27 protein-coding genes are annotated in these 24935 nt (G+C 69.5%); 18 read left to right on the forward strand and 9 right to left on the reverse strand.

Going from position 1 to position 24935, the window contains the following annotated elements; genetic code table 11:
- Positions 1-139: 139 nt before the first annotated feature.
- Positions 140-1510: an FAD-dependent oxidoreductase gene (locus tag ACFQ9K_RS15350; protein ID WP_378983229.1), complete on the forward strand. Its 1371-nt coding sequence runs from the start codon at positions 140-142 to the stop codon at positions 1508-1510.
- 3 nt (positions 1511-1513) lie between these two features.
- Here the strand turns inward: ACFQ9K_RS15350 and ACFQ9K_RS15355 are convergent, their stop codons facing one another.
- The 3 genes from ACFQ9K_RS15355 to ACFQ9K_RS15365 all read right to left on the reverse strand — a co-directional run bounded on the left by ACFQ9K_RS15355 (position 1514) and on the right by ACFQ9K_RS15365 (position 3093).
- Complete coding sequence (locus ACFQ9K_RS15355; protein WP_378725718.1) at positions 1514-1951, reverse strand: nitroreductase family deazaflavin-dependent oxidoreductase; 438 nt, start codon at positions 1949-1951, stop codon at positions 1514-1516.
- 65 nt (positions 1952-2016) lie between these two features.
- Positions 2017-2409 carry an ankyrin repeat domain-containing protein gene (locus ACFQ9K_RS15360; RefSeq protein ID WP_378725716.1) on the reverse strand — a complete coding sequence of 131 codons (393 nt, stop codon included), beginning with the start codon at positions 2407-2409 and terminating at the stop codon, positions 2017-2019.
- A 30-nt stretch (positions 2410-2439) separates the two neighbouring features.
- Entirely contained in the window at positions 2440-3093 is a 654-nt protein-coding gene (locus tag ACFQ9K_RS15365; protein WP_378725714.1) for a UdgX family uracil-DNA binding protein, read from the reverse strand.
- Positions 3094-3222: 129 nt separating this feature from the next.
- Between ACFQ9K_RS15365 and ACFQ9K_RS15370 the strand changes: the two genes are divergently transcribed.
- From ACFQ9K_RS15370 to ACFQ9K_RS15385, 4 genes are all read left to right on the forward strand, one after another.
- On the forward strand, positions 3223-4491 hold the full coding sequence (locus ACFQ9K_RS15370; protein WP_378725712.1) for a glycosyltransferase 87 family protein: 1269 nt from the start codon (positions 3223-3225) through the stop codon (positions 4489-4491).
- A gap of 101 nt (positions 4492-4592) precedes the next feature.
- The gene (locus ACFQ9K_RS15375; RefSeq protein WP_378725710.1) at positions 4593-4787 is read left to right on the forward strand and encodes a general stress protein; all 195 of its coding nucleotides are present in this window, start codon (positions 4593-4595) and stop codon (positions 4785-4787) included.
- A 67-nt stretch (positions 4788-4854) separates the two neighbouring features.
- Positions 4855-5865 carry a DNA topoisomerase IB gene (locus tag ACFQ9K_RS15380; RefSeq protein ID WP_378725822.1) on the forward strand — a complete coding sequence of 337 codons (1011 nt, stop codon included), beginning with the start codon at positions 4855-4857 and terminating at the stop codon, positions 5863-5865.
- 69 nt (positions 5866-5934) lie between these two features.
- The gene (locus ACFQ9K_RS15385) at positions 5935-7461 is read left to right on the forward strand and encodes an FAD-dependent oxidoreductase (RefSeq protein ID WP_378725804.1); all 1527 of its coding nucleotides are present in this window, start codon (positions 5935-5937) and stop codon (positions 7459-7461) included.
- A 2-nt stretch (positions 7462-7463) separates the two neighbouring features.
- Here ACFQ9K_RS15385 and ACFQ9K_RS15390 read toward each other — a convergent pair whose 3' ends face one another.
- On the reverse strand, positions 7464-8579 hold the full coding sequence (locus ACFQ9K_RS15390) for a hypothetical protein (protein ID WP_378725806.1): 1116 nt from the start codon (positions 8577-8579) through the stop codon (positions 7464-7466).
- 229 nt (positions 8580-8808) lie between these two features.
- On the opposite strand from ACFQ9K_RS15390, the gene ACFQ9K_RS15395 reads away from it, so the two are divergent.
- Positions 8809-9387 carry a TetR/AcrR family transcriptional regulator gene (locus ACFQ9K_RS15395; RefSeq protein WP_378725808.1) on the forward strand — a complete coding sequence of 193 codons (579 nt, stop codon included), beginning with the start codon at positions 8809-8811 and terminating at the stop codon, positions 9385-9387.
- A 102-nt stretch (positions 9388-9489) separates the two neighbouring features.
- Entirely contained in the window at positions 9490-10407 is a 918-nt protein-coding gene (locus ACFQ9K_RS15400) for an alpha/beta fold hydrolase (protein ID WP_378725810.1), read from the forward strand.
- On the opposite strand, the gene ACFQ9K_RS15405 is transcribed toward ACFQ9K_RS15400, so the two are convergent.
- Together ACFQ9K_RS15405 and ACFQ9K_RS15410 are read right to left on the reverse strand one after the other, a co-directional pair.
- Positions 10404-12350, reverse strand: a complete 1947-nt coding sequence (locus tag ACFQ9K_RS15405; protein ID WP_378725812.1) for an ABC transporter ATP-binding protein — start codon at positions 12348-12350, stop codon at positions 10404-10406. The genes ACFQ9K_RS15400 and ACFQ9K_RS15405 overlap by 4 nt on opposite strands.
- Positions 12351-12512 (reverse strand): hypothetical protein, encoded by a 162-nt coding sequence (locus ACFQ9K_RS15410; protein WP_378725814.1) that lies wholly within the window; start codon positions 12510-12512, stop codon positions 12351-12353.
- A 176-nt stretch (positions 12513-12688) separates the two neighbouring features.
- Between ACFQ9K_RS15410 and ACFQ9K_RS15415 the strand changes: the two genes are divergently transcribed.
- The 4 genes from ACFQ9K_RS15415 (at position 12689) to ACFQ9K_RS15430 (ending at position 17634) form a co-directional block, all read left to right on the forward strand.
- Positions 12689-12856 (forward strand): hypothetical protein, encoded by a 168-nt coding sequence (locus ACFQ9K_RS15415; RefSeq protein ID WP_378725816.1) that lies wholly within the window; start codon positions 12689-12691, stop codon positions 12854-12856.
- 37 nt (positions 12857-12893) lie between these two features.
- Positions 12894-13073 carry a hypothetical protein gene (locus ACFQ9K_RS15420; RefSeq protein WP_378725818.1) on the forward strand — a complete coding sequence of 60 codons (180 nt, stop codon included), beginning with the start codon at positions 12894-12896 and terminating at the stop codon, positions 13071-13073.
- 97 nt (positions 13074-13170) lie between these two features.
- Positions 13171-14499, forward strand: a complete 1329-nt coding sequence (locus tag ACFQ9K_RS15425; protein ID WP_378725820.1) for a lanthionine synthetase C family protein — start codon at positions 13171-13173, stop codon at positions 14497-14499.
- A 15-nt stretch (positions 14500-14514) separates the two neighbouring features.
- Positions 14515-17634, forward strand: coding sequence for a lantibiotic dehydratase (locus tag ACFQ9K_RS15430; protein WP_378983233.1), 3120 nt, complete (start codon positions 14515-14517; stop codon positions 17632-17634).
- Here ACFQ9K_RS15430 and ACFQ9K_RS15435 read toward each other — a convergent pair.
- On the reverse strand, positions 17631-18293 hold the full coding sequence (locus tag ACFQ9K_RS15435; RefSeq protein WP_378726589.1) for a TetR/AcrR family transcriptional regulator: 663 nt from the start codon (positions 18291-18293) through the stop codon (positions 17631-17633). The two genes, ACFQ9K_RS15430 and ACFQ9K_RS15435, sit on opposite strands and share 4 nt — an antisense overlap.
- Before the next feature lie 102 nt (positions 18294-18395).
- Between ACFQ9K_RS15435 and ACFQ9K_RS15440 the strand changes: the two genes are divergently transcribed.
- The 5 genes from ACFQ9K_RS15440 to ACFQ9K_RS15460 all read left to right on the forward strand — a co-directional run bounded on the left by ACFQ9K_RS15440 (position 18396) and on the right by ACFQ9K_RS15460 (position 22393).
- Positions 18396-19865, forward strand: a complete 1470-nt coding sequence (locus ACFQ9K_RS15440; protein WP_378726587.1) for a cytochrome P450 — start codon at positions 18396-18398, stop codon at positions 19863-19865.
- On the forward strand, positions 19862-20050 hold the full coding sequence (locus ACFQ9K_RS15445; RefSeq protein ID WP_378726585.1) for a ferredoxin: 189 nt from the start codon (positions 19862-19864) through the stop codon (positions 20048-20050). Before ACFQ9K_RS15440 ends, ACFQ9K_RS15445 begins: the two co-directional genes overlap by 4 nt.
- Positions 20051-20183: 133 nt before the next feature.
- Positions 20184-20771 (forward strand): hypothetical protein, encoded by a 588-nt coding sequence (locus ACFQ9K_RS15450; protein ID WP_378726583.1) that lies wholly within the window; start codon positions 20184-20186, stop codon positions 20769-20771.
- The gene (locus ACFQ9K_RS15455; protein ID WP_378983236.1) at positions 20768-21493 is read left to right on the forward strand and encodes a hypothetical protein; all 726 of its coding nucleotides are present in this window, start codon (positions 20768-20770) and stop codon (positions 21491-21493) included. Before ACFQ9K_RS15450 ends, ACFQ9K_RS15455 begins: the two co-directional genes overlap by 4 nt.
- Before the next feature lie 24 nt (positions 21494-21517).
- Complete coding sequence (locus ACFQ9K_RS15460) at positions 21518-22393, forward strand: lysophospholipid acyltransferase family protein (RefSeq protein ID WP_378727030.1); 876 nt, start codon at positions 21518-21520, stop codon at positions 22391-22393.
- Between the two features lie 22 nt (positions 22394-22415).
- Here the strand turns inward: ACFQ9K_RS15460 and ACFQ9K_RS15465 are convergent, their stop codons facing one another.
- Positions 22416-22862 carry a nuclear transport factor 2 family protein gene (locus ACFQ9K_RS15465; protein WP_378727032.1) on the reverse strand — a complete coding sequence of 149 codons (447 nt, stop codon included), beginning with the start codon at positions 22860-22862 and terminating at the stop codon, positions 22416-22418.
- A 111-nt stretch (positions 22863-22973) separates the two neighbouring features.
- Entirely contained in the window at positions 22974-23171 is a 198-nt protein-coding gene (locus ACFQ9K_RS15470) for a hypothetical protein (RefSeq protein ID WP_150404742.1), read from the reverse strand.
- A gap of 202 nt (positions 23172-23373) precedes the next feature.
- Here ACFQ9K_RS15470 and ACFQ9K_RS15475 point away from each other — a divergent pair, with 202 nt between their 5' ends.
- On the forward strand, positions 23374-24033 hold the full coding sequence (locus ACFQ9K_RS15475; protein WP_378727034.1) for a hypothetical protein: 660 nt from the start codon (positions 23374-23376) through the stop codon (positions 24031-24033).
- Positions 24030-24872: a hypothetical protein gene (locus ACFQ9K_RS15480; RefSeq protein WP_378727036.1), complete on the forward strand. Its 843-nt coding sequence runs from the start codon at positions 24030-24032 to the stop codon at positions 24870-24872. Before ACFQ9K_RS15475 ends, ACFQ9K_RS15480 begins: the two co-directional genes overlap by 4 nt.
- Positions 24873-24935 lie beyond the last annotated feature (63 nt).

Raw genomic sequence — 24935 nt, forward strand, 5'->3', positions numbered from 1 at the left:
ACGCTGCCCTCACACAGCGTTTGCCAGAAGATCAGTGTGGAGTAAACCCGGGTCAACCGCACGGCAACCAGGAATACCGCAGCAAATCGCCGCGACCCCCTTCCGCCGGCGACGGACAGTCCGCCGTAGCGTGAAGCTCATGGAGCGACTGGTGGTCATCGGTGGTGACGCGGCCGGAATGTCGGCGGCCGCGCAGGCACGCAGGCTGAAGGACGCGAGCGAATTGCAGATCGTGGTCTTCGAGCGCGGGCGGTTCACCTCGTTCTCCGCGTGCGGCATCCCGTACTGGGTCGGTGGCGACGTGCGCGAGCGGGACGCGCTGATCGCCCGTACACCCGAGGAGCATCGATCCCGCGACATCGATCTGCGCATGCGCACCGAGGTGACCGAGATCGACGTCGCCGGGCGGCGGGTGCGCGCCCGTGAACTGGACTCCGGCGCCGAATCCTGGACGGACTACGACAAACTCGTGATCGCCACCGGTGCGCGCCCGATCCGGCCGCCGCTGCCGGGCATCGACGCGCCGGGCGTGCACGGCGTGCAGACGCTCGACGACGGGCAGGCGCTGATCGACACCCTCGAGCACACCGAGGGCAAGCGCGCGGTGGTGGTCGGCGCGGGGTACATCGGCGTCGAGATGGCGGAGGCGCTGATCCAGCGCGGCTACGACGTCACCATGCTGCACCGCGGTCCAGAGCCGATGTCGACGATGGACCCGGACATGGGCGCGCTGGTCCGAGATGCCATGTGCGGCATGGGCATCGAAGTGGTCGGCAATGCGGAGGTGACCGAGATCCGCACCGGCGACGGGGGCCGCGTGCGCGCGGTCGTCGCCGACGGCGTGGAGTACGCCGCGGACGTGGTGGTGCTCGGCATCGGCGTGCGCCCGGACACCGAACTGGCGAGTGCGGCGGGCCTGCCGCTGGGGGAGTACGGCGGGCTGCTCACCGATCTGGCCATGCGGGTGCGCGGCCACGCGAACATCTGGGCGGGCGGCGATTGCGTCGAGGTGCTGGATCTGGTCGCCGAGCGGGAACGCCATATCGCCCTTGGCACGCACGCCAACAAACACGGCCAGATCATCGGCGCCAATGTCGGCGGGGGATACGGGACGTTTCCCGGTGTGGTCGGCACCGCGGTCAGCAAGGTCTGCGATCTGGAGGTCGCGCGAACCGGCTTGCGGGAGAAGGACGCTCGCGCCGCCGGCCTGCAATACGTGACCGTCACCATCGAATCCACCAGCCGCGCAGGCTATTACCCCGATGCCGCGACGATGACGGTGAAGCTGCTCGCCGAGCGGCGCACCGGGCGCCTGCTCGGCGTGCAGATCGTCGGCCGCGAGGGTGCGGGCAAGCGCGTCGACATCGCTGCCGTCGCGCTCACCGCGCGGATGACGGTCGAACAGATGACCGCCCTCGATCTCGGCTACGCGCCGCCGTTCTCCCCGGTGTGGGACCCCGTCCTGGTGGCCGCGCGCAAGGCCGTCGCCGCGGTGCGCGAGCGCGGGTAGCGCTCAGGCCGCGTGCCGGTGCACCGCGAAGACCGGGATCACCCGCGAGGTCTTCTCCTGGTACTCGCCGAAGCCGGGCATGATCTCGACCATCCTGGCGTAGAGCGCGTCGCGCTCGGCTCCGGTGACGAGTTCGGCCTTCGCCTCGTATCGTTCGGTGCCGATCTCCACGGTCAGGTCCGGGTTCGCGCGCAGATTGTGATACCAGGACGGGTGCTTGTCGCTGCCGCCGTTGGACGCGATGAGCACGATCCGGTCCCCGTCGGGCAGGTAGACCAGCGGGCTGGTGACGCGCCGTCCAGACTTGGCGCCGGTGGTGGTGATCAGCACCATGGCCGCACCCTCGAACATGCCGCCGACCTTGCCCGCGTTGGCGCGGAACTCGTCGATCACCTGCTCGTTGAAGCTCTTCGGCTCGATGGTGGGGTTGGGGTCGGACACGACATTGCCTCCAGTGGTTGCGTTTCTTCCGGCAACCACCGGGCGTGCGGCGAAATTCCGGCCCCTCAGTAGTCGGCCATCAGCTCCAGCAGATCGGCCTTGCCGAACATCACGGCGGCGTCGCGGGCGGACGGGGTGCCCGCGTCCGGGTCCGCGCCGGACTCGATCAGCAGCCGCGCGATCTCCGCCTCGCCCTTGAAAACCGCACCGGCCAACGGAGTTTGCCCCTTGTCGTTGGCCCGGTTCGGATCGGCGTCCCGGTCCAGCAACGCCACCACCGCGTCCCGATGCCCGTGATAGGTCGCCAGCATCAGCAACGTGTCCCCGGAGTCATTGGTCAGATCCGCGGACACCCCGGCATCCACATACGTGGCCAGCGAAGCGGCATCCCCCTGCCGCGCGAAGCCGAACACCCTGGTGGCCAGTTCGACGATTTCCGGATCCAGGTCATCGCTCATCGGCCCATTCCTACCACGCCCCGGTGACCCTCACCGCGAGGCCCGCTTGCGCAGCTCGGCGCGCACCTGCTTCAGGTCATCGACGAACGCCGCGTAGGCCTCGGCCCGGTCGGGTGCGCGCAGCACCGCCGACGGATGCACCGTGGCGATCGCCCGGTAGTCCGGCAGCGAAACAACCTGTCCGCGTTGCTCACTCACCTTGAACGACCGCTCGATCACCGCCTGAGCCGCGATCGCGCCGAGACACACGACCAGCTTCGGCCTGATCAGCGCCAGCTCGGCGGTCACCCAGGCCGAGCAGGCGACGACCTCGGTGCGCCCCGGCGTCTTGTGGATCCGCCGCTTGCCCCGCTCGACGAACTTGAAGTGCTTGACGGCGTTGGTCAGATACAGCGTGTCGCGCTCCAGGCCTGCGTCGACCAGCGCACGGTCGAGCAGATGGCCGGCCGGCCCGACGAACGGATGCCCCTGCTTGTCTTCCTGATCGCCCGGTTGTTCGCCGACCAGTACGGCGGCCGCGTCGGCGGGGCCCTCGCCGAAGACGGTCTGGGTCGCGTGCCGATACAGATCGCATCCCCGGCAGCCGCCGGACGCCGCACGCAGCGTCGCCAGATCCTCGGTGTCGGGGACGAACTCGTCCGCACCCGTGGGTTTGCTCGCGCCTGCGGCCGTCAACGCGGTCATGGGGGCCTACCTCCTTCGGATGGGAGACACCTGCCGAGGTACCCGTTTTGTCCCGGATCACTCCGTAGGCCCCGGATGGCCCCTCCCACCTGGTGTGCCGGACGCGATGGGTCGGTATAGTCGCCGCGGATGAGTAGTGTGACCACCCGCGTTGAGCCGGATGCCAAGAACCGTCGACTCGGCGTCGCGGTGTGGCTGGCACCCGTCGCCTGTATCGCGTTCGCCGCGTTCTGTCTGCTGCTGCCGACCTGGCCGTTCCACAAGATCACCGGTGGGTTCATCGACCTGCAGGTCTATCGCCTCGGGGTCGACGCGCTCCGGCACGGCAACGACATGTACGGCCAGCTGCCGCAGACCAGCATCGGGTTCGGGCTGCCGTTCATCTATCCGCCGTTCGCCGCGCTGGCGCTGAGCCCGTTCGCGCTGCTGCCGTGGCACGCGGCCGCGTTCACCTTCTTCGTGTCCTCGGTGCTCGCGCTAGCGCTGACGCTGTATCTGGTGGCCCGGCGGGTGTGGCCCGGCGAGGAGCAGCGCAGGCTGGTACTCGTCGCCACCGCGTGCGCGACCCCGCTGGCCCTGCTGCTGGAACCGGTGCATTCGACACTGGACTTCGGGCAGGTCAACCTGCTGCTGATGGCGTTGGTCGCGGCCGACTGCCTCGCCTTCAAACCCCGCTGGCGGCGCGGCATGCTGATCGGCATCGCCGCCGCGATCAAGCTGACGCCCGCCGCGTTCGTGCTGTATTTCCTCGTCCGCCGCGACTACAAGTCGGCGGCCACGGCCGCGGCGACCGGCGCGGCGGCCACCGCGCTCGGCTTCGCGGTGCTGCCGCGTGACTCGGTGAAGTACTGGTTCGGCGGCATGGGCAATGTGTCCGGCCTGAGCGGGTCGGCATTCCACACGAACCAGTCCATCCAGGCGGTGCTGTCCCGGTTGCAGGTGCCCAAGCCCGCCTCCACCGTGCTGTGGCTGCTGCTCGGCGCCGCGCTGCTGGTCCTCGTGGTCGCGGCGATGCGCAGGGCCGCCGACTTCCCGCCGCTCGCGCTCGCGATCAACGCGGTCTTCACGCTGCTGCTGTCCCCGATCTCCTGGTCGCACCACTGGGTCTGGATCGCCCCGGCGCTGGCCGCCGCGATCGGCTACACCACGCTGCTGCCGCGCAGGCAGGCCATCGGCTGGTCGATCACCATCGCGATCATGACCGCGGTCTTCGTCTACGGTCCGCAGAACTGGCTGCCCGACGGCGAGCATCGCGAAACCCAGTGGACGCCATGGCAACACTTCATCGGCAACACCTACGTGTGGTTCAGCGTCCTGCTCGTCGCGCTGTACCTCGTCTCCGGCCGCCGCGCGGCCCGGATACCGGAGCCCACCCCCGCGCTGGTGTCGCAACACTGATCCTGACCTCCCCAGTGTTTGCTGCCGGGATCCCCGGGTAGGGCCGTCAGTGACGGCACCCAGCCGTCGCCGACCGGATAACTCGAGGCAAGGAGGGATTCATGGCCGCCCGACGTGGCTTTGCCGCCATGGACGCGGAGCAGCAGCGCAAGATCGCCAGCCAGGGTGGCAAGGCGAGCAGCGGCAGCTTCGACAACGACCCCAAGCGGGCCAGCGAGGCAGGCAAGAAGGGTGCGGCGGCCCAGCCGACCGCGGCCAAACGCCTCGGCGGCGAACGCAGCCACCTGAACCGATAGTCGAGAATCAGCCGATGGGCGAGGCAGCGGCCTCGCCCATCGGCCGTCCCGAGGGGAGGGCAGCCCGATGCGTTTACGCCGCAGCACCGTGTACGGCCCCGGCCTGACCAGGGTCAGGCGCGGTCGCGGGTTCTCCTATGCGACCACCGACGGTGAGCCCGTGACCGACGCCGAAACCCTGGACCGCATCAAGGCTTTGGTGATCCCGCCCGCGTGGCGCAAGGTATGGATCTCCCCGCACCCCAACGGCCACGTGCAGGCCGTCGGCATCGACGCGGCCGGTCGGCGGCAGTACCGCTACCACGACCAGTGGCGCAGGGAGCGCGACGAAGAGAAGTTCGACCGGGTGCTCGAGCTGGCGGCCCGGCTGCCCGAGGTGCGCAGGCGGATAAGGGCCGATCTGGCCGAGCCGGGGCTCGGCAGGCACCGGGCCGAGGCGGTGGCGATCGAACTGCTGGACCGTGGCGTATTCCGGGTCGGCGGTGAGGAATACGCGGAGGAGAACGGCACGCGCGGCGTCGCCACGTTGCTGCGCGAGCAGGTGCGGTTGTCCGGGGACGAGATGCTGTTCGACTATCCGGCCAAGGGCGGTATCCGGCGCCGCGTGCGCATCCGGGAACCGTTGGTGGCCAAGGCCGTTCGCGCGCTGCGGCGCTGCAAATCCGGCTCGGAGCGGCTGCTCGTCTACCGCGACGGCTCCGGCTACCGCGAATTGCACGCCGACGACATCAATCTCCGGTTCAAGGAACTCGCCTGCTGCGAGTGCAGCGCCAAAGACTTGCGCACTTGGCAGGCAACGGTTTTGGCGGCCGCGGACTTCGCGTCGGCCGAACGGCCCGGGTCGAAAACCGGGCGCAAGGCGGTAGTGAAGAAGGTCATGGAGGACGTCGCGACGGCACTCGGCAATACGCCGACGGTGGCGCGCAACTCCTATGTCGATCCACGCGTGGTGACGGCGTTCGAGAACGGGGCGACCATCGCGTCCGCGCTCCGGCGCGCCCGCCGGGCCGACTCCGACGACGCCCGCCGCGAACTGGTCGACCGCGCCGTGATCAGGCTGCTGCGCACGGTGAAGTGAGCGGAACGCAAGACGCCGCGCAAGGGCGGTGCAAGGGCGCCGCAATCGGCCGACGGCACAGTCGGATTCATGGACGAGACATGGGATGTAGTGGTGGTCGGCGCGGGCCCCGTCGGGCTGATGCTGGCCTGCGAATTGCGCCTCGCCGGGGTGGAGGTGCTGGTGCTCGAGCGGCTCGACGAGATCGATCCGACGCTGAAGGCCGCGGGGATCAATGTGCCGACCGCGCAGGCGCTGTACCGGCGCGGGCTGCTGTCGGACCTGATCGCCGATCAGGAGCGGGCGCGCAAGCGGATGGGGTTGCTCGTGCGGGAGGGCGGCGATTCCGGTGCCGAGCCGCTGAAGCTGCGGTTCGCCGGGCACTTCGCGGGCATCATGCTCGACGTCGACGCCATCGACTTCGATCGACCCGAGTTCGCTGACCGCGGCCCGGCCGGCGAGGTGTTCTTCGTCCCGCAGCAAGACATCGAGGCGACCCTCGGGCGGCGCGCCGCCGAGCTGGGCGTCACCGTGCGCCGCGGTGTCGAGCTGACCGACTTCCTCGACGACGGCGACGGCGTCACGATCCGGCTCGGCGACAACACGATTCGAGCCGGATGGCTGGTCGGTTGCGATGGCGGGCGTAGCACGGTGCGCAAGCTGTCCGGCTTCGACTTTCCCGGCCTGGACCCGGAGCTGACCGGCCATCAGGCCCTCGTCGACCTGACCGGAGCCGAAGGGCTTGTCCACGGATGGACGACGACCGACACCGGCATGTACGTCTACAACCCGACGCTGGGCCGCATCCTCACCGTGGAGTTGGACGGGCCGCCCGCCGACCGGAACGCGCCGATCACCGCCGCCGGTCTCCAGGCGAGTCTGCGTGCGGTGTCCGGTGTTCCGGTGGAGATCACCGCCGTGCACTCGGCCACCCGGTTCACCGACAACACCCGGCAGGTCACCGAGTACCGCCGGGGCCGGGTGCTGCTGGCCGGCGATGCGGCACACGTGCATTCGCCGTTCGGCGGGCAGGGACTGAACCTCGGCGTCGGTGACGCGGTGAATCTCGGCTGGAAACTGGCCGCGGTGGTGCGCGGCCGGGCACGGCCGGACCTGCTCGACACCTACACCACCGAGCGGCACCCGATCGGCGCCTGGGTGCTCGACTGGACCCGGGCACAGGTCGCCCTCATGCGAACCGACAAGCGCAGCAGGGAACTTCGCGCGGTGATGACCGAACTGCTCGCTACCCGCGAGGCCGCGACCCTGGTGCTGCAGAAGATCTCCGGCGTGCTGCACCGCTACGACCTCGGCGGCGGTCACGAACGGGTCGGCGCCGCGGTGCCGGACTTCGAGCTGTCGGATGGGACCAGGGTCGGCGAGCACTTCTTCGCCGGCGGGGCGGTGCTGTTCGACCTGGCCGATTCGGCCGAACTGCGGGCGGCGGCCGCGCCGTGGGCGGATCGGGTCCGGGTGGTCACCGCCAAGACCGTTCGGCCGGTCGAGTTGACCGCGATGCTGGTCCGGCCCGACGGGTTCGTGGCGTGGGCCGCGGACTCCGGGAGCCGGGATGGACTGGAGGCGGCGTTGATTCGCTGGTTCGGCGCCGCGGCGTAGGGTCACGCCAGCTCCAGGCGCGGGCCGACGTGGATCGCGAGATAGACCTGATTGCGCAGCGCGTTCGCCTCCTCGTCGGTGAGCGTCCTGGTCAGCGGCCGCAGGATCAGCCGTACCACGGCATTCGTCTGGCCCGGGACGATGCCGAGCCGGTCCCTCGCCGTTTCGGACAGCTCCGCCCATGGTGTCCTGGCCGTGACGAGTACCGACTCGATGTCGTCGACCCGATCGTGCAGCACCTTGCGCACGGTGTCGCCGAGGGTTTCGTCGTCGGTGTCGTCGGCGATCACCACCGACAGGTCGCGGCGGATTGGCGGCAGCGTGGAGACCGGCCGCCACGGCGACAGGTCGCGCAGTTGCTCGGCGATCCGCGGGTTCGCCGAGCGCAGGTAGCGGATGTCGGGAATTCCCTTGCGCAACATCAGGGCTCGGTCCAGCCCCAGGCCGAGCGCGGTGCCGGACCAGCGCGTGGGATCGAGTCCGGCGCTCGCGAGGACGTGGTCGGCGATGAGCCCGCACTCGGCGAGTTCGAGCCAGTCGTCGCCGAGGCGCACGTCGACCTGCCTGCCCAGGGCGGTGTAGGGGTGCCGGGCCGGTGTGGTTCGCCATTCGGCACCGGGCAGCACGGCTTCCACCAGGTGGGCGACCAGGTCCCGGACGTCGGCGTCGCCGGTGTCCGGGCGCGATCGCAGCCGCCACAGGTCGACCTGATGCGGTTCGCCGACGTGGATGCGATCGACCACGTCCCTGCGGTAGACCAGGCCCGGCACCACGATCAGGTCATCGATCGGCACCGTCGATCCTGCGTAACCCCGCAGGGTCTGCGGGATATCGGCCGACGTGTGGCTGCGCAGCATCGTGGTGGGGCTGACGTAGCGGGTGTAGCGGGCGTCCCTGGTCACGTCGGCCGGGTCGTAGCCCAGCTTGTCGTAGTTGTCGACGACCGCGACGAGTGGCGAGTTGCGCACCACGCGCACGTTCGACCCCCACGCGCGGACCAGCGCGTCGACGGTCCCGTCCAGCAGGGTTTGCATGGCGTGCGGCCCCTGCGCGGCATCGCTGAGATCGCGCACGGTCAGCGCGCGCGACAGATCCAGGGGGGTGAGATAGGTAGACATGTGAGTTCCTTTGGTAGTCGGCCGGATTCGGTGAAACCCCCGAACCGACGACTGCCACCGGAACTACGCGAGCGGACGCACGCGACAGGCCCCGCGGCCGACTGACGGCCCGGGGCGCAGAAATCGCGTGCACCAGTTCATGAGTCGAGCTTAAGGGATCACCGTCCCGCTCGACCAGTCCGAGCCGATTTATTTGAATGATCGGTCCAGATAACGTAGCCTCGCCCGGGTGGGCAGAACGAAGGAATTCGATCCGGACGTCGCGCTGCGGACGGCGATGCAGCTGTTCTGGCGGCAGGGCTACGCGGCCACGTCCATGCAGGACCTGGTCGAGCACCTGAAGCTGGGGCGCGGCAGCATCTACGGCGCGTTCGGCGGCAAGCGCGAGCTGTATCTCCAAGCGGTCGAACGCTATGTGGACGACACCAGGGCGGACCTGCTCGCGCAGCTGTCCGGGCCGGGCTCCGCGCTCGACGCGGTCCGCGCCATGGTCCGCTGGTATGCCGACAGCTCGCTCGCCGACCAGCAGCGAAAAGGCTGCCTGATGACCAACACCGCGGTCGAGCTTCCCGCCGACGAGGGCGCGCGCCGGCTGGTGAGCTCCAGCCTGGAAACCATGGAGACGGTGCTCACGAGCGCGCTGCTGCGGGCGCGCGCCGAGGGGGAGCTGCCGGCGGACCGGGATCCGGTCGTCCTGGCCAGGTTCCTCGTGACCCTGCTGCAAGGGGTTCGGGTGGTCGGTAAGACCCCGGTTCGGCAACGTTTCCTCGACGGCACCGTCGAGCAGGCGCTGGTCCTGCTCGGCTGACCTTCGTCTCGCACCACGCCGCCCGTTCGGGCCGCATCCACCCTCGGTTCGGGCATTGCCATGCGCATTTTCTGGACCGATCGTTAAAGAAAAGGTAACTCTGTGACCCGTACCGTCCCCACCGATGCCGAGCTGGCCGCCTCCCTGGCCGGCGATTTCACCAGCGCCTACACCGAGGTCAACGGCATTCGGCTGCACCACGTCACCGGCGGCGCGGGGGAGCCGCTGATCCTGCTCGGCGGCTGGCCGCAGACCTGGTGGCAATTCCGGAAGATCCTGCCGCAGTTGGCACTTCGCTATCGGGTGACCGCGGTCGATCTGCGTGGCATGGGCGGCTCGGCCAAGCCCGAGTCCGGCTACGACAAGAAGACCATGGCCCGTGACATCCACGAACTGATCCGGCACCTCGGTCACCGGTCCGCGTTCGTGGCCGGGCACGACATCGGCGCGTCGCTGGGCTATCACCTCGCCGCGAATTTCCCCGAGTCGGTGCGCCGGCTGGTCACCATCGACCTGGGCGTTCCCGACCCGGCCTGGCAGGCGATCCCGATGCTGCCCGCCAGCGACGATCAGGTGACGGCGCTCGCGCGCGGGCGCGGCGGCTATCCGTGGTGGTTCGCGCTGAACCAATTGCACGGACTGCCCGAGCAACTGCTGGCCGATCGCTTCCGGCTGGTGATCGACTGGCTGTACGGGCACATGCTGCTCGATCAGTCGTCGGTCGAAGAGGAAGCGCGGCGGATCTACGCGCGGGCCTACGATGCGCCGGAGGCGATTCGGGCGGGCAACGGCTGGTATCGGACGATGCGCCAGGACATCGCGGATCTCGCCACCTACGATCCGGTGACCCTGCCGATTCTGACCCTGGCCGGGGAGGAGTCGTATCCCGCTCTGCGCGAACAGATGTCGGCGGACAAGGGCACCGACATCCGGGTCGTCGAGGTCAAGGGCAGCGGCCACTACATTCCCGAAGAACAGCCGGACCGGGTGGTGCGCGAACTGACCGCCTTCTTCGGCTAGGTCGCCGTGCGCTCGGGCAGGTAGGCGGCGGCTTGCAGGCCGAACAGCTGGGCGTAGGCACCCTCGGCGAGCATCAGTTCGGTGTGGGTGCCCGCCTCCACCACGCGTCCGTGGTCGAGCACGATGATCTTGTCGGCGTGCCGGATATTGGCCAGGCGGTGGGTGATCAGGATGGTGGTCCTGGTTCCCGCGGCCCGGCCGTCGCCGCGGCTCAGGTGTTGCAGGGACCGGAATACCTGGTGCTCGGCCCTGGCGTCCATGGCGGCGGTGGGCTCGTCGGCGACCAGGATGGGCGCGTCGCGGTAGAGGCCGCGGGCCACGCTGATCCGCTGCCACTGGCCGCCGGACAGATCCCGGCCCTTGGCGAAGCGCCGGGACAGCACGGTCCGCTCGCCGTCGGGGAGTTCGGCGATGACCGCGTCCGCGCCGGATTCCGTTGCCGCGCGGGCGATCGCGTGATCCGCGGGATCGGTCCGGTCGATCCGGCCGATGCGGATGTTGTCGCGCGCGGTCATCGGCCAGCGGGCCGGATCCTGCATGACCATCGCGATGCGGCGGTAGATGGACTGCTCGTCGACCGTGGCCAGGTCGACGCCGTCCCACCGCACGTGACCGCTGGTCGGCAGGTACAGGCCGGTGATCAGCTTGGCCAGGGTGCTCTTGCCCGAGCCGTTCTCGCCGACCAGCGCGACGATCTCGCCGCGCCCGATGGTCAGGTTCACCTCGCGCACGGCGGGCTCGTCCTGGCCGGGATAGGTGAACGACACCGAATCCAGGGTGATCTCGCGCGGATCGGCCGGCGCGACCCCGGTGGCGGGCGGCCGGGTGCGGCGCTCGGTCTGCGCCAGCAGATCGGCGTAGAACTCGAGGTAGAGGATGTTCTCGTAGAGGCTGTTGATCCCGATCATGGTCTGCGACAGGGCGGCCGCCGCCATCCGCATCGCCACCACCGCCGTGCCGGCCAGGGCCAGCGGCAGCGAGTCCAGATACAGCAGCAGGCCGAGCACGCCGTAGGCCAGGCCGGTGCCCACCCCCGCGACCGCGCGGCCGGCCAATCGCACTCGCGCCCTGGCCAATTCGACCCGGCTGGTCTCGTCGGTGAGCTGATCGCTGATCCGCCGGTACTCGGCGAGCAACGCCGGGCCCGCGGTGCACGAGCGCAACTCCGCCGCGGTGTCCCGGCCGGACAGCAGCTCGCTGGCGATCGCGGTCCGCAGATTGCGGGTCACCATCCGGACATAGGAGCGATAGGACAGTTTCGCCGCCCGCGCCGAGGCCCACAGCTCCGGCAGCACGGCCAGCAACACCAGTGGCGCGAGCAGCGGATGCAGCACCGCCGTCGTCGTCACCGCGGCGACCACGTGGATCAGTGCGCCGGAGATGCCGACGATCGCCTGCACACACCGATCGATGCTGCCCATGCCGCGCTGTAGGCCCTGACGGACCAGCTCGGCGTAGTGGCTGTCCTCGAAAGCGACCAGTTCGACCCGCGCGATCGCGGTGTGCGCCTGGTCCCTGGCGATCCGCTCGGCCCTGGGTTTCAGCAGGGCTTCGGCCGTGGCGGTGGCGCTTTCGATCAGGGCGCGCACCGCGAGCGCGGCCGCGACCAGCCCGATCGACGGCAGGGCCGCCGCCACCCGCTGCGGCGTCGGCCCCTGCGCGAGCAAGCCGCCCAGCACGTCGGCGGTGGCCAGCAGGCCGAACGCGGTCGCGCAGCCGCCCGCCACGGCGAGCAGCACGGTGCCGACGGTCAAGCGCGCGGAGGCCTGCCAGGCCAGGCCGATCACCACGCGCGCGCCGGCCGGCAGCGCGAGCAGCGTCCGCCACAGCCCGGCGGCGGCGACCTGCTGATCCACCGTCATCCAAGCGGGCGTGGTCATTTCGTCCACGCCGACCAGCGGTTCGGCCGAGGGAGCTCCGGGTTCGCCGAGTCGGCCGGACAACTATCGCACCCGCCCGCAGCCCGGCCCCTGGCTGGAACACGCGCTCCCGCAGGTGGCTTCGTGCGAATCCGGGTCCGTCTCCGTCGGTGGGTCGAGCGCCACCGGCGCTCGGGGCGGGCGGATTCGGATGTCCAGATCGAACGCGTCCACGGTGCTGGTCATGCATCCCTCCTCGGTGACGAGAACTCCGATCAGGCTGGCACTACCGGCTTCCCGATCGGCAGGGGCCGCGACCGGGCGGAACCGGGAAACTTTCCCGGGCATCGAGGCCGGATCCCCCTGTCGCCGAGGCATCGCTGCGGAGCACCGTTGGAGACAGCCGACCGATGGGAGAGCAGATGTCTACTCCGATAGATGAATTCGACCTCGACATCCGCCTGCGTGACCTGCCGGTGCCTGCCCACAGCCACTCGCCCCTGCGCGGCCGCAGCGATGGACCGGAGCAGTGCCCGACCGACGACTGCAGCAGCTATCCGATGTGCAATACGAATCAGCGCACGTGCTGATCACGGAGTTCAAAGTAGGTATCTCGAAAGGAATGACATGTCCGCTCCAGTAGATGATTTCGACCTCGATATCCGGATCAGCGAGCCGATCCGCATCCTCGCCCCGGTAATGGTCACCAAGACCACCGGTGGCGACTGGTGCGACGACTCGCACTGTCCCACCTGCGGTTCGGCCTGCGACACCGAGCATCCGCCACGGTGTACCAAATACTGCTGATAGCTTGCGCGGGCCCGTCGGATCGGGCCCGCGCATCAGAGTTCGGAGGACCAGCAGGCTACGGAACAGCCCGAGATCAGGGAAAGGATGGTCAACGGTGAACGCGGAACGTACGTCGACCGTGGTCGATGAGATCCATGCTGCCGACCGGTGCTGGCGGCGGATACTGCCGGATGGGCTGGCCGAGCAGGCGCTCGCCGTCGCCATCGACATCGGGCAGCGGCTGTGCGACCCGGCGGCGATCGCCCGGCAGATGCCGGATCCGCCCCGCGGTACCGGACCTGCCGTGTTGTTCGGCCAGCTGGATCAGCTTGTGCCGGAACGTGGTTGGGCAGAACGGTCGCACGACTGCCTCGCAGGCGCCGTGCACACCGTCCGGCGGACCGAGCCCGGATTTCTCGGCCTGTTCGGTGGTCTGTGCGAGGTGGCGTTCGCGGCCGACACCCTGTCCAGGGAGGGAACCAGGTACCGCCGTCTGCTCGATAGTCTGGACGGTCCGCTCGCCGTGTCGTCGACCGCACTGGGCGAGCTGCTCACGGCGCACCCGGCGGGTCAGCCGTTCAGGTCGTTCGACGTCATCTCGGGCGGTGCGGGTGTGGGCGCATACCTGCTGTGCCGCAACGGCGACGAGCGCACCGACGCCGCACTGCGCTCGATACTGACCGGACTGGTGGCGATCTGCGACGAGCGCGCCGGCCTGCCGAACTGGCACACCCCGGCCGCCGCCATGGTCCAGGACACCCCGTTGGCCCGGTCGTTTCCGGACGGTGTGTTCAATTGCGGCCTGGCGCACGGGATTCCCGGCCCACTGGCGTTGCTGGCGCTGGCCGAGAGGGTGGATATCTCGGTGTCGGGTCAACCAGACGCGATCGAACGCGTGGCGAGCTGGTTGATCGCCCACCGGGCCGATGACGAATGGGGGCCCAACTGGCCGACGGCGGTTTCGCTGCCGGATCCGGCCGGGGCCGCACCGCCGAGCTACGGACCGACCCACAACGCCTGGTGCTACGGCAGTCCCGGGGTGGCCAGAAGCCTGTGGCTCGCTGGAACGGCCCTGCGGGACAATTCGTTACGCACGCTCGCGGTGGATACGATGACCGCCGTCTACGCCAGGCCGCCGCATGCGCGGCGCAGCGACCATTCACCCGGTCTGTGCCATGGCGTGGCCGGCCTGCTGCAGATCACCCTGCGGTTTGCCCAGGACACCGGCGACGCCGCGTTCGTCCGGGCCGCCGCGGAGCTGACCACTCGATTGCTTTCCATGTTCCGGCCGGAGACCCCCTTCGGTTACGTCGCGCTCGCCGAAGGCGGCGCGACGGCGAACGATCCAGGCCTGCTCGACGGCGCCGCCGGAATCGCTCTCGCGCTACTCGCCGCCGCCACCGACATTCCGCCGATCTGGGATCGAACGCTGTTGTTGGCCTGAGGATTTGAGATCACCATGACCGGTTCGAAGATCTACCGTCCGCTCGACTGGCTGATGGTCCGCGCGCCACTGCTGCCCATCGAGGAGTATCTGGCGCTGGCCGCCGCCTCGCCGGGCCGAGCGCGGCCCGGCGAGGACGGCGCCGGACCGCCGGAAACACTGCTGCCCGCCGACCCGCGGGTGCACCGGGCACTGGCGGTGGGTGGCGGTGATCTGCTCCGCGCTTTGGAACGACCGAAAGGCGACGCCCGCGCCCGCGGCAGGTTGTCCAGAAAGCTCCAGCGGTACCTCATCCGGATGTCGAGCAGGCCGACGCCGTTCGGTCTGTTCGCCGGGGTCGGACTGGCGAACTGGGGCGAGCGCACCGATCTCGCGCTGGCCGACGCGCCGGCGATCGTACGCACCAGACCGGACATGGGCTGGCTGCTCGACTTCGTCCGGCAGCTGGAGCAGCGCGCCGAAGTGCGTTCGCAGCTGCGGGTATTCGCGAACCCGGCCACCTTCGTCCAGGCCGACCGGGTGTTCCTCAGCGAACGCGCGGCGATCGGCGCGGATGCCCAAGCGGGCCAATCGGTTTCGCTCCGCGCCACGTCCGCGGTCCGGCGGGCGCTCGAGTGCGCGCGGTCGCCGCTGCCCTACGCGCGCCTGGTCGACGAGCTGCGCGCGGCCTTCGGTGTCGACGCGGAGAAGGCGGCACGGCTGGTGGACCAGCTGTGCGAACAGACGCTGCTGCTCACCGACCTCCGCCCGCCGCTCACCGCCGCGGAACCCGCCGGATACGTGGCCCGCCGCCTCGCCGAAATCCCCGCCGCCGCAGACGATTCGGCCGCCATCGGCGATCTCCTCGAACAACTCGACGCCTGGGATCGGCTCGACCACGACCAGGCCGCCGCCGGATATCCGAAGCTGGTCGCCCAGGCGCGGTCGGTGCACTCCGCGCCGACGCCGAAGGGGCCGTTCCAGACGGATATGGCCACGCCGTTGGCGGGGAGCCTGGTCAACCACGCCGTCGCGGACGAGGCCGCCCGCGCCGCCGAACTTCTACTGCGGCTGAGCAATTGGCCGACCGGCATGTCCCACCTGGACAAGTACCGTGAGTCCTTCATCGAGCGTTACGGCGCTGAACGCGAGGTCGGTCTGCTGGAACTGATCGATCCGGAGATCGGACTCGGCGCACCGGGCCGCCCGGACCGCACCGAACCGGAGGACGCCGCCCGGCAATTGCGGTTGCGCACACTCACCGAACTGGCCCTCGACGCGATCCGGGATCGACGGCAGGTGGTCGAGCTGGACGCGGCGACCGTCGCCAAGCTCGAACTTCAGCCCCTTGATCTGGCCAAAGTGCCGCCGTCCCTGGATATTTCGCTATTCGTGGTGGCCGAGTCCGCGGCCGCGGTGGACGCGGGCGACTTCCAGGTCGTGGTCGGACCCAATATGGGAGCCGCGGCGGCGGGCCGGGTGCTCGGCCGCTTCGCCGATCTGATCGGATCGCGGGCCGAGGCCGCGTTGCGCGCCGCGGCCGGCGCGGAGGCGGCGAGCCGGCCCGGCCGGCTGTGGGCCGAGGTCAGCTACTACCCGCTGCCGGGCCGCTTGGCGAACGTCGCGATCCGGCCGGCCGTGCGGGAGTGGGAGCTGGCGTCGGACACCACGCCCGGTGTGCCGCCCGACCGGGTGGTCCCGCTGTCCGAGCTGGTGGTCGGGGTGCACGACGGCCGGTTCGTGGTGCGCTGGCCGCAGGTCGACCAGGAGGTCGTGGCCTGCGCCGGGCACATGCTCAACGCCGAGGTCGCGCCCGCCGTGCTGCGGTTCCTGGACGAGATCAGCCGGGCGGGCAAACCGGTTGCCGCGCCGTTTCATTGGGGTGCGGTGGCCGGATTCCCGTTTCTGCCGAGGGTTCAGGTGGGGCGGATCGTACTGGCTCCGGCCAGATGGCGGCTCACCATCGATGAGCCGACCGCGAAATCGGCGGCCGCGTTCACGGAGTTCTTCGACCGGTGGCGCGAGCGGTGGCAGCCGCCGCGCTACGTCTACCTGGCGCTGTCGGACCATCGCCTGCTCCTCGACCTCGACTCGCCCGCCCAGGTCGAGCAGATCCGCACCGAGGGGCGCGGCGCCAAGGAGATCTGCCTGCACGAAGCGCTGCCCGCACCGGACCAGGCGTGGCTGCCCGGCCCCGGTGGGCACTACATCAGCGAGGTCGTGGTGCCGGTGGTGCTCGACGCGCGCGAAACCGGGGACGCCGCGGCCGTTCCGGTCCGGGCCGCCGGTAAATCCCTGCCGCCGGTCGCCGATCGGATACATCCGCCCGGCAGCGACTGGCTGTTCGCCAAGCTCTACCACGTGCCCACTTTCGAAGAGGATCTGCTGGCCGAGCAGATCCGCACGTTCTGCGCGCAGACCGTGACCGACGGATCGGCGCGGAGCTGGTTCTTCATCCGCTATACCGATCCGGATCCGCACCTGCGGATCCGCTGGCACGGCGATCCGGACACCCTGGCCGACCGGCTGGCGCCCGCGCTGCTTCGGTGGGGAGCCGCGCTGGTGGACAAGGGATTCTGCCGCCGGGTGTGCCTGGACACCTATGACCAGGAGGTCGAGCGCTACGGCGGCACGGCCGGGACCGCGGTCGCCGAGGAACTGTTCGCCGCCGACAGCGTCGCCGTGGTGGAGCTGCTCGAGCTGATCGCCCAGCGCCGGGTGGACCTGGATCGCACCCTGCTCGGCGTGTACACGGTGCACGACCTGCTGACCGCGCTCGGCCTCGAGGACCGAGAGCGCGACGCGCTCTACCGGCGCGGGGTACTCGACCGGCGGGCCACCGCCACGGAGTACCGCGGGCAGCAGGACGTGCTCAGGGCAGTGCTCGGCGATCCGGGCTGGCTGGCCGGGCAGCCGGGCGGCGACGCGATCGCGGAAGTCCTCGCCCGACGTCGTCTTCGCGTGCGCGCCGCCGCGTCCCGGCTCGAGGCGCTCGACGCACGCGGCGAACTACGCCGATCCCGGCTCGAACTCGCCCGCAGCTTCGTGCACATGCACTGCAACCGGCTGCTCGGCTGCGGCCATCCCCCGGAACAGCAGGTGCTCGGCCTGCTGCTGCGCACGGGCGAGAGCCTGCGGCACGCGCCGATCGGCTAGCTCCCGGCACCCGCCGACAGGCGCCGAGCGACGTCGGGGAGCCGGCCGACCATGGCGATGGTGAACTCGGCGAGCAGATCGATGAGACCGTCCCGGTCGACGTCCAGCCCGCCGTCGAGCCAGACCAGGACGAGTTCCGCGGCGCCGCCGGTGATCAGCTGCGAGGTCGCGGTGACCGCGGTGTCGTGCCCGGCGGGCAGGTCGAGCACCAGGCGGGTCTGCTCGGTGATGACGTCGGCGACCCGGCGCATGCCGTCGAAGCGGCTGCGCATCAGCGGTTCGCTGCCCGAGGCCTGGGCGAAGACGACCTTGGCCCGGCGCGGGTCGTCGGTGAGTTCGGTGATGAGCGCGGCGACCCCGGCCCGGATCTTGTCTGACGGCGTGCCGCCGGTGCCCGCGACGGCCGCGGCCGCCGTGCCGAGGGCCGATTCCTGGATCTCCAGGAGCAACTCGGAGGCGAGCGTGTCCAGATCGGGGAACGCCTCGTAGAAGAAGCGGGGGCCGACCCGGGCCTGTTCGCAGAGTCCGCGCACGGTCAACGCGGACAGGCCCTGGGTGCCGACGATGTCGAGCGCGGTGTCCAGCAGTCGCCTGCGTCGATCTTCCCGGCGTTCGGCGGTCGAGGTGCCGCGGTAGGTGCCGCTGAATGCTCGGGTCACCAGGCCAGTCTGGCAGAGGAGAAGTCGGGAAACAACTGTTTACGGAAACGCATGATTCCTCTATCGTCTGAAGGGCCGCAGCGTTGCGAAGGGACGGCCGTCATGAGTCTTCTGATTCCCCCGAAAGTCACCGATGTCCAGGGCGATGTCCGGCGCTTACGGGCTCGGGTCGCCAAACACGCGCAAACGCTGGGTGCCCGCGTGGCCGGCCGGTTCCCGTCGGCCGAGCGGCCGCTGGCGGATCCGCCGCCGGGCAGCGGTTTACGGCCCGTGCCCGGCGACTTCGGCGCTCCCGGAATCGGTTACACCTTGCACGCGCTGACCGATCCGATCGCACTGGTGCGCCACCGCACCGAGCGCTACGGGCCGGTGAACTGGATGGGCATCCTCGGCCGTCCCACGGTCGGCGTCACCAGCCCCGCGGCCATCGAGGTGGTGCTGATGGACCGGGACAAGGTGTTCTCGGCGCAGCGCGGCTGGGAGTTCTTGATCGGCCCGTTCTTTCGCGGTGGGCTGCTGCTGCGGGACTTCGACGAGCATCTGTTCCATCGGCGGATCATGCAGCAGGCGTTCACCCGGCCCCGGCTCGTCGGCTACCTGGATCTGACCACCCCGCGCATCAGCCGCGGCATCGCCGGCTGGCGGCCCGGCCCGCACTTCCCGCTGTTCGACGCGATCAAGCAGATCATGCTCGCGCAGGCCACCGAGGTCTTCGCCGGGGCCGAGCTGGGCCCGGACAGCGTGACGGTGGAACGGGCCTTCGAGGACGCGGTGCACGGCGGGGCCGCGCTCATCCGCGCGGCGGTGCCCGGCGGGGTGTGGTCGCGCGGCGTGCGCGGCCGGCGCGTGCTCAGCGACTACTTCCGGCGCGAGCTGCCGGCCAAGCGGGCGGGTGCGGGGACCGATCTGTTCAGCGTGCTGTGTCACGCCGAAACCGATGAGGGACATGCCTTTTCGGACCAGGAGGTGATCGAGCACATGATCTTCGTGATGATGGCCGCGCACGACACCAGCACGATCGCCGCGTCCATGCTCGCCTACGAACTCGCCCGCCATCCGGAGTGGCAGGACCGGCTGCGCGCCGAATCGCGTGCGCTGGGCAAGCCGACGCTCGACTACGCCGACCTCGATCGGCTGCCCGGTCTCGATCTGGCGTTCAAGGAGGCGCTGCGCCTGTATTCGCCGGTGGCGCAGCAGATTCGCGAAACCATCCGGGACACCGACATTCTCGGCCACTACGTGCCGAAGGGCACGCTGGTCATGGTCGGCGGATACCCGATGATGCGCACCGCGGACTACTGGCCCGACCCGGATGTCTTCGACCCGGAGCGGTTCGCCGCCGATCGGCGCGAGGACAAGTCGCACCGCCTCGCCTGGTCGCCGTTCGGCGGCGGTGCGCACAAATGCATCGGTCTCTATTTCGGCGGCATGACCGTCAAAGCCGTTCTGCACCAGATGTTGTTGCAATACAGCTGGTCCGTGCGGCCGGGCTACGAGGTGCCGCTGGTCGCGGGCACCGGCCCGATGCCGGCCGACGGATTGCCCATCCACCTGGAGCGACTGTCGTCATGAAGATCATCGCCGATCGCGCCCGCTGCGAAGGTCACGGCATGTGTGAGGCATTGGCCCCCAACCTGTTCCGGGTCGGTGACGACGGCATCGTCGAGCCGGTCGTGGACGCGATCGACGAGCAGGATCGCGACCTGATCCAGCTCGTCGTCGACAGTTGCCCGGTCGAGGCGCTGCGTTTCGGCTGAGCAGAGCGGGCACGGAAATCCCCTGGGCGTGGCCCGATCCCACTGGTTGACATCCGAACGAGATCAAGAGTTTGGAACCTCGGCGGCGAGGCATTACCTGTCCGGATACGACAGGCTCGGCAAGGAGGTTCAGGTGTCGTCTGGAGTGTTGATCATCGTGATCGTTCTGGTCGTTGTCGCGGCGGTGGTCGTCGCGGCGGCGGTGTGGCCCATGGTGCGCAGGCAGCGGCTGCGCACCAAGTTCGGCCCCGAATACGACCGGACGGTCGAGGAGCACGACGACCGCCGGGCGGCCGAACGTGAACTGGCCGAACGCGAAAAGCGCCACGCCGAGCTGGAATTGCGCGCGCTGACGCCGCAACAGCAGCAGCTCTACACCGCGCAGTGGGTCGAGGTGCAGGAGCGGTTCATCGACGATCCGGCCGAGGCGCTGCAGGCCGCCGATCGGCTGCTGACCACGGTGATGAGCGAACGCGGTTATCCCACCGAGAATTTCGACCAGCAGGTCGCGGACCTGTCGGTGGAGCACGCGCAGCCGCTCGGCCACTATCGCGCCGCGCACGAGATCGCGACCAGGGCGACCGGCACCGAGGTGTCCACCGAGGACCGTCGCACCGCCCTCGTGCACTACCGAGAGCTGTTCCAGGACTTGCTGAATGGCACATCCGACAAGCGCACCGTTGATCAGGATTCCGAGCACGACAAGAAAGCACTGTCATGAGCACCGAATACGACCGCACCGTGCATTCCGGCAAGTCGACCGACGCGGCTCCGCTTAGCGAGCAGGAGCCGCGATCGTCTTGGCAAGGGGACGAGAATGCCAGGGCGACAAGCGAATCGGAGACCGACGTCGCGGACGAGCGGGCGAGCGCGACCCAGGCGGAGGTCGAACCGGAGCACGTGAGCGCCACGGAGCCCGACCGGGCGACCACCGCGAACTCCGGTGCGGGGGCGGCGACCACGGCAGACTACGAGGCGCAGCCCGTGGCGGCCTCCGCCGCCGACTACGACTACGACGCGCGGCCGACCGCCGAGGACGATCCGGTGACCACCACGGCCGACGCCGAGGCGGAACAGGTGACGCCCGCGGCGACCGGCACCGCCGCCGAGCAGGCTGCGCCTGCGGATACTGACGCTGAGCAGCAGCATGTTTCGCTCGACGACGTGGAAACGCCGCTGTTCGCCGACGCCGACCTGGATCGGCTGCGCACGCAGTGGCGCGAGGTGCAGGGCGCCTTCGTCGACAATCCGCGCGACGCGGTCACCCAGGCCGACCAGATCGTCTCGGACGTCATCTATCAGCTGACCACCGTCTACGCCGAACGCAAGCGGGTGCTCGAGCAGCGCAGCGCCGGTCTGGGCGAAGCCGATACCGAAGACCTCCGCCAGGCGCTGCGGGGTTACCGGGGCTTCTTCCGCAGGCTGTTGTCGATCGAGTCGTAAGCGTTCGCACGGAAAGCGTTGCCCATGAACTTGTTTCGACTGCCGACCGAGCGGATCGACCGGGTCGCCGACTGGGTCGCCGAGCAGGTGAATGCCCGTGTTCCCGCGGCCGATCCGGCCGCGCGGGATCCCGAGTTCATCATCGACACGGTGGGTCCGGGCTGGATGTTCGCCCGGCTGTACTTCCGGGCCGAGGTCCGGGGGCTGGAACGTATACCGGACGCGGGCCCGGTCCTGTTGGTCGGCAATCATTCCGGGGGCAACGTCTCACCCGAGGTGCTGGTGGCCACGCTGGCCTTCGTGCGCCGGTTCGGTCCGCACCGCCCGTTCTTCCAGTTGGCGCACGACATGGTGATGGCCTATCCGGTCATCGGCACCCTGTTGCGCCGCTTCGGCACGGTCGGTGCGGATCCGGACAGCGCCAGGCAGGTGCTGCGCGAGGGCGCGGTGGTGCTCGTCTATCCCGGCGGGGACTGGGAGGTGCACCGCCCCAGCTGGAAGGAAGACGAGATCGACTTCGCCGGCCGCACCGGCTTCCTCCGCCTGGCCTGGGAGGAGAACGTGCCCATCGTGCCGATGGTCAACATGGGCGCCCAGCAGACCGCGCTGATGCTGACCCGCGGGGACCGGTTGGCCCGACTGCTGCGGCTGGATCAGATGTTGCGGCTCAAGGTGTTTCCGATCTCGCTGGCCCTGCCCTGGGGACTCAATATCGGCGATCTCGCGGGGCACATCCCGTTGCCGAGCAAGGTCACCGTCGAGTTCCTCGACCCGATCGACCTGCGCGCCGAGCTGGGACCGGAGTTGGATCTGGACGCCGCCTACGAGCACGTCACCGGCGTCATGCAGGAGGCGCTGAGCGGTCTCGCGGCGGAGCGCGCGCTGCCGATCGTGGGCTGATCTCGCCGGGACCGCGGTCGATTCAGCTGGTGCCGGGCAGCGCCTGCGCGACGAACAGGTAGCTCTTCTCCTCCACCCGCCGCGCGATCCGCCACTGCCCGTCGACGCGGGCGAACGTGTCCAGATACCAGAGCCCGCACAGCATCAGGCTCGGCGGTCCGTCACCGCCGGACAGCAGCATCGGGTTGTGGCACATGGTCCGGCCGGTGGCCGTGTCGCCGTCGACCGTGATCGACGAGTTGCTGATCAAGTGTTGGAACGCGGGGAAATTCGGCAACATGGCGGCGAGGAATTTCTTCGTCGCCGCCACGTCGCCGACCGCGCCACCCATCGCGGAATAGTCGATGTGCGCGTCCTCGGTGAAGATGTCGTCCAGCAGCTCCCACTGCGCGGTGTCGACCGCGTGGGAGTACCGGACCATGAGGTCCTGGATCTCCAGGCGGTCCGAAATCTCTTGCAGGGACAGCATGCTTGCCTCCGAAATACGCCGATCTTCTTGGCGCTATGCCATCAGGCTCGGGCCCGGTAAGCAAGAGCCGGGCGCTCGATGTGGCCGGTGATGGGCGGAGGCGTGCGGGGGTCAGGCCTTGTGCGGGAGGATGGTCAGTACCAGCGCGAGTCCGGCGGCGAGGCTGGCGAGCGCGAGGACCGTGGTGGTAGCAGACTGCGTCAGAGCTGCGATGCCGATCGAAAAGGCAAGGCACGTAGCGAATGCCAGTACCGCGGTCCCCGGCTCCACGCCGGCGATCCGGGTGGGTCGGTGATCCGTCGATGTCATACATCTCTCAATACCCATTCCGGCCCGTTACGAAACCGTGACTGTTGAATCGTCCGGTCGGGACCGCGGCTACCTGCTGTTCCCGGTCGGTGGGGACGACAAAGTGGAGTACAGAAGTACTCGCGACCCGGGTGGCGCGGCGTCGAAATATGGGGGCGTGCGGAACACCGCGCAGTCAGTACCAAGAGCATGGAGTTCGCTCATGGCCGAAAGATTCACCCTGCCGCCTCCGGGATTTCTGCGAACCGAGATCACCGATCTCGGCCACGACATCGATCCGAAATTCGCCGACGCGCGCGACTGGAGCGAGCTGCTCCCGCCGGTGCCGACCACGCCGGTGCATTCGCCGGAACGGGACCTCCGCGCGGCCGACGCGGCCGCCGCGGCCGCGCCCGAGATCGCGCTCGGCTTGCCCGGCATCGCCGACCTGCTCGACGGCAAACGCTACGAGATCATCAGCGTCGGTACCCGGTTCCTGGACCGCGGCACCGAGTATCCGGTGGTCGTCCTCTACAACTATGCCGACGACATCGTCGTCGAGATCCTGGTCGACGTGGCCACGCGATCGCTGGTCGAGGTGCACACGACGCGGAACCAGCCCGCCGTGTCCGCGGCCGAGGAGGCGCGCGCCATCGAGCTGGTCCGCCGCGACGGCCGGCTGGGCGAGCAGGGGATCGACGTCGGCACCGGCGCCGGGCTGATCGTCGAGGACGTGAATTTCCACAGCGCACGGTACGGACACCGGCTCGTCGATCTGCGCTTCGGGCCCGCGGATCGGCGCCTGCCCACGGCATTCGCCATCGTGGATCTGAGCGCCGAGGACGTCGCCGAGGTCGGGCTGATCCCGGAGGGACGGTCATGAGCAGCTCAGGGACGGTCAGCTGGCCGCCGGAGGCCCCGGTCTGGAAGTTCTACTGGGAGGTGCTGGACGGCAAGAGCGAGGCCATCGCCTTCCGCGATGTCTTCTACAAGGGCATCAAGGTGCTGCACCGCGCCAGCCTGCCGATGATCCGTGTGCAATACGACGGTGGGGCGGGCGGTCCGTACAAGGACGCGCTCAGCAGCCGCAACATGCAGCGACCCGTCGCGGTCTACGAGGGGACCAACCCGGCGTACCGCTTCCTCGTGGTGGAGAGCTACCACGTGATCGGCCGCTACCGCCTGCTCAACCGGTGGATCTTCCGCAGCGACGGCATCATCCTGCCCCAGCTCTACAGCGCGGGCCTGCAACACCCGGCCAACCACCGCCACCACACGTATTGGCGATTCGACTGGGACATCGACGGTGCGGCGAACAACCTCGCCCTGCAACACGCGCTGACCAGCCAGGATTGGGGTTACGGGCCCGGCTGGATCCCGCGGACCAACGAACTGTCCACGATCCACATCGGCGACAATCGCTGGGCGGTGCTCAAAAAGGGCACCGGGCGTGGGTTTCTCATCGACCGGGGACCGTTCGACGGTGCCAGCGACTGGTTCTCCCGGCTCGACGTCGCCGTCACCGCCTACCACGGTCCCGAGGACCTCGGTGGCGCGCTCGGCAACGCGAACGACGACGAGCTCTGGCGGCAGGTCAACGGCGAGAACATCGATGGGGCCGACATCGTGATGTGGTACGTCGCGCACCTCGCCCACGAGGCGCACGACGGCGGCGACGAATGGCACGTCTGCGGGCCGATTCTGCGCCAGTTCGGTTACTGATCCGGGTGCGCGCTCCGGCCGGAGCGCGCACTCCGGCAGCCGGATCGCCGCCGCTGCGGCACT

It is taken from the genome of Nocardia sp. NPDC056564, from assembly GCF_042793755.1.
GTDB lineage: Bacteria > Actinomycetota > Actinomycetes > Mycobacteriales > Mycobacteriaceae > Nocardia.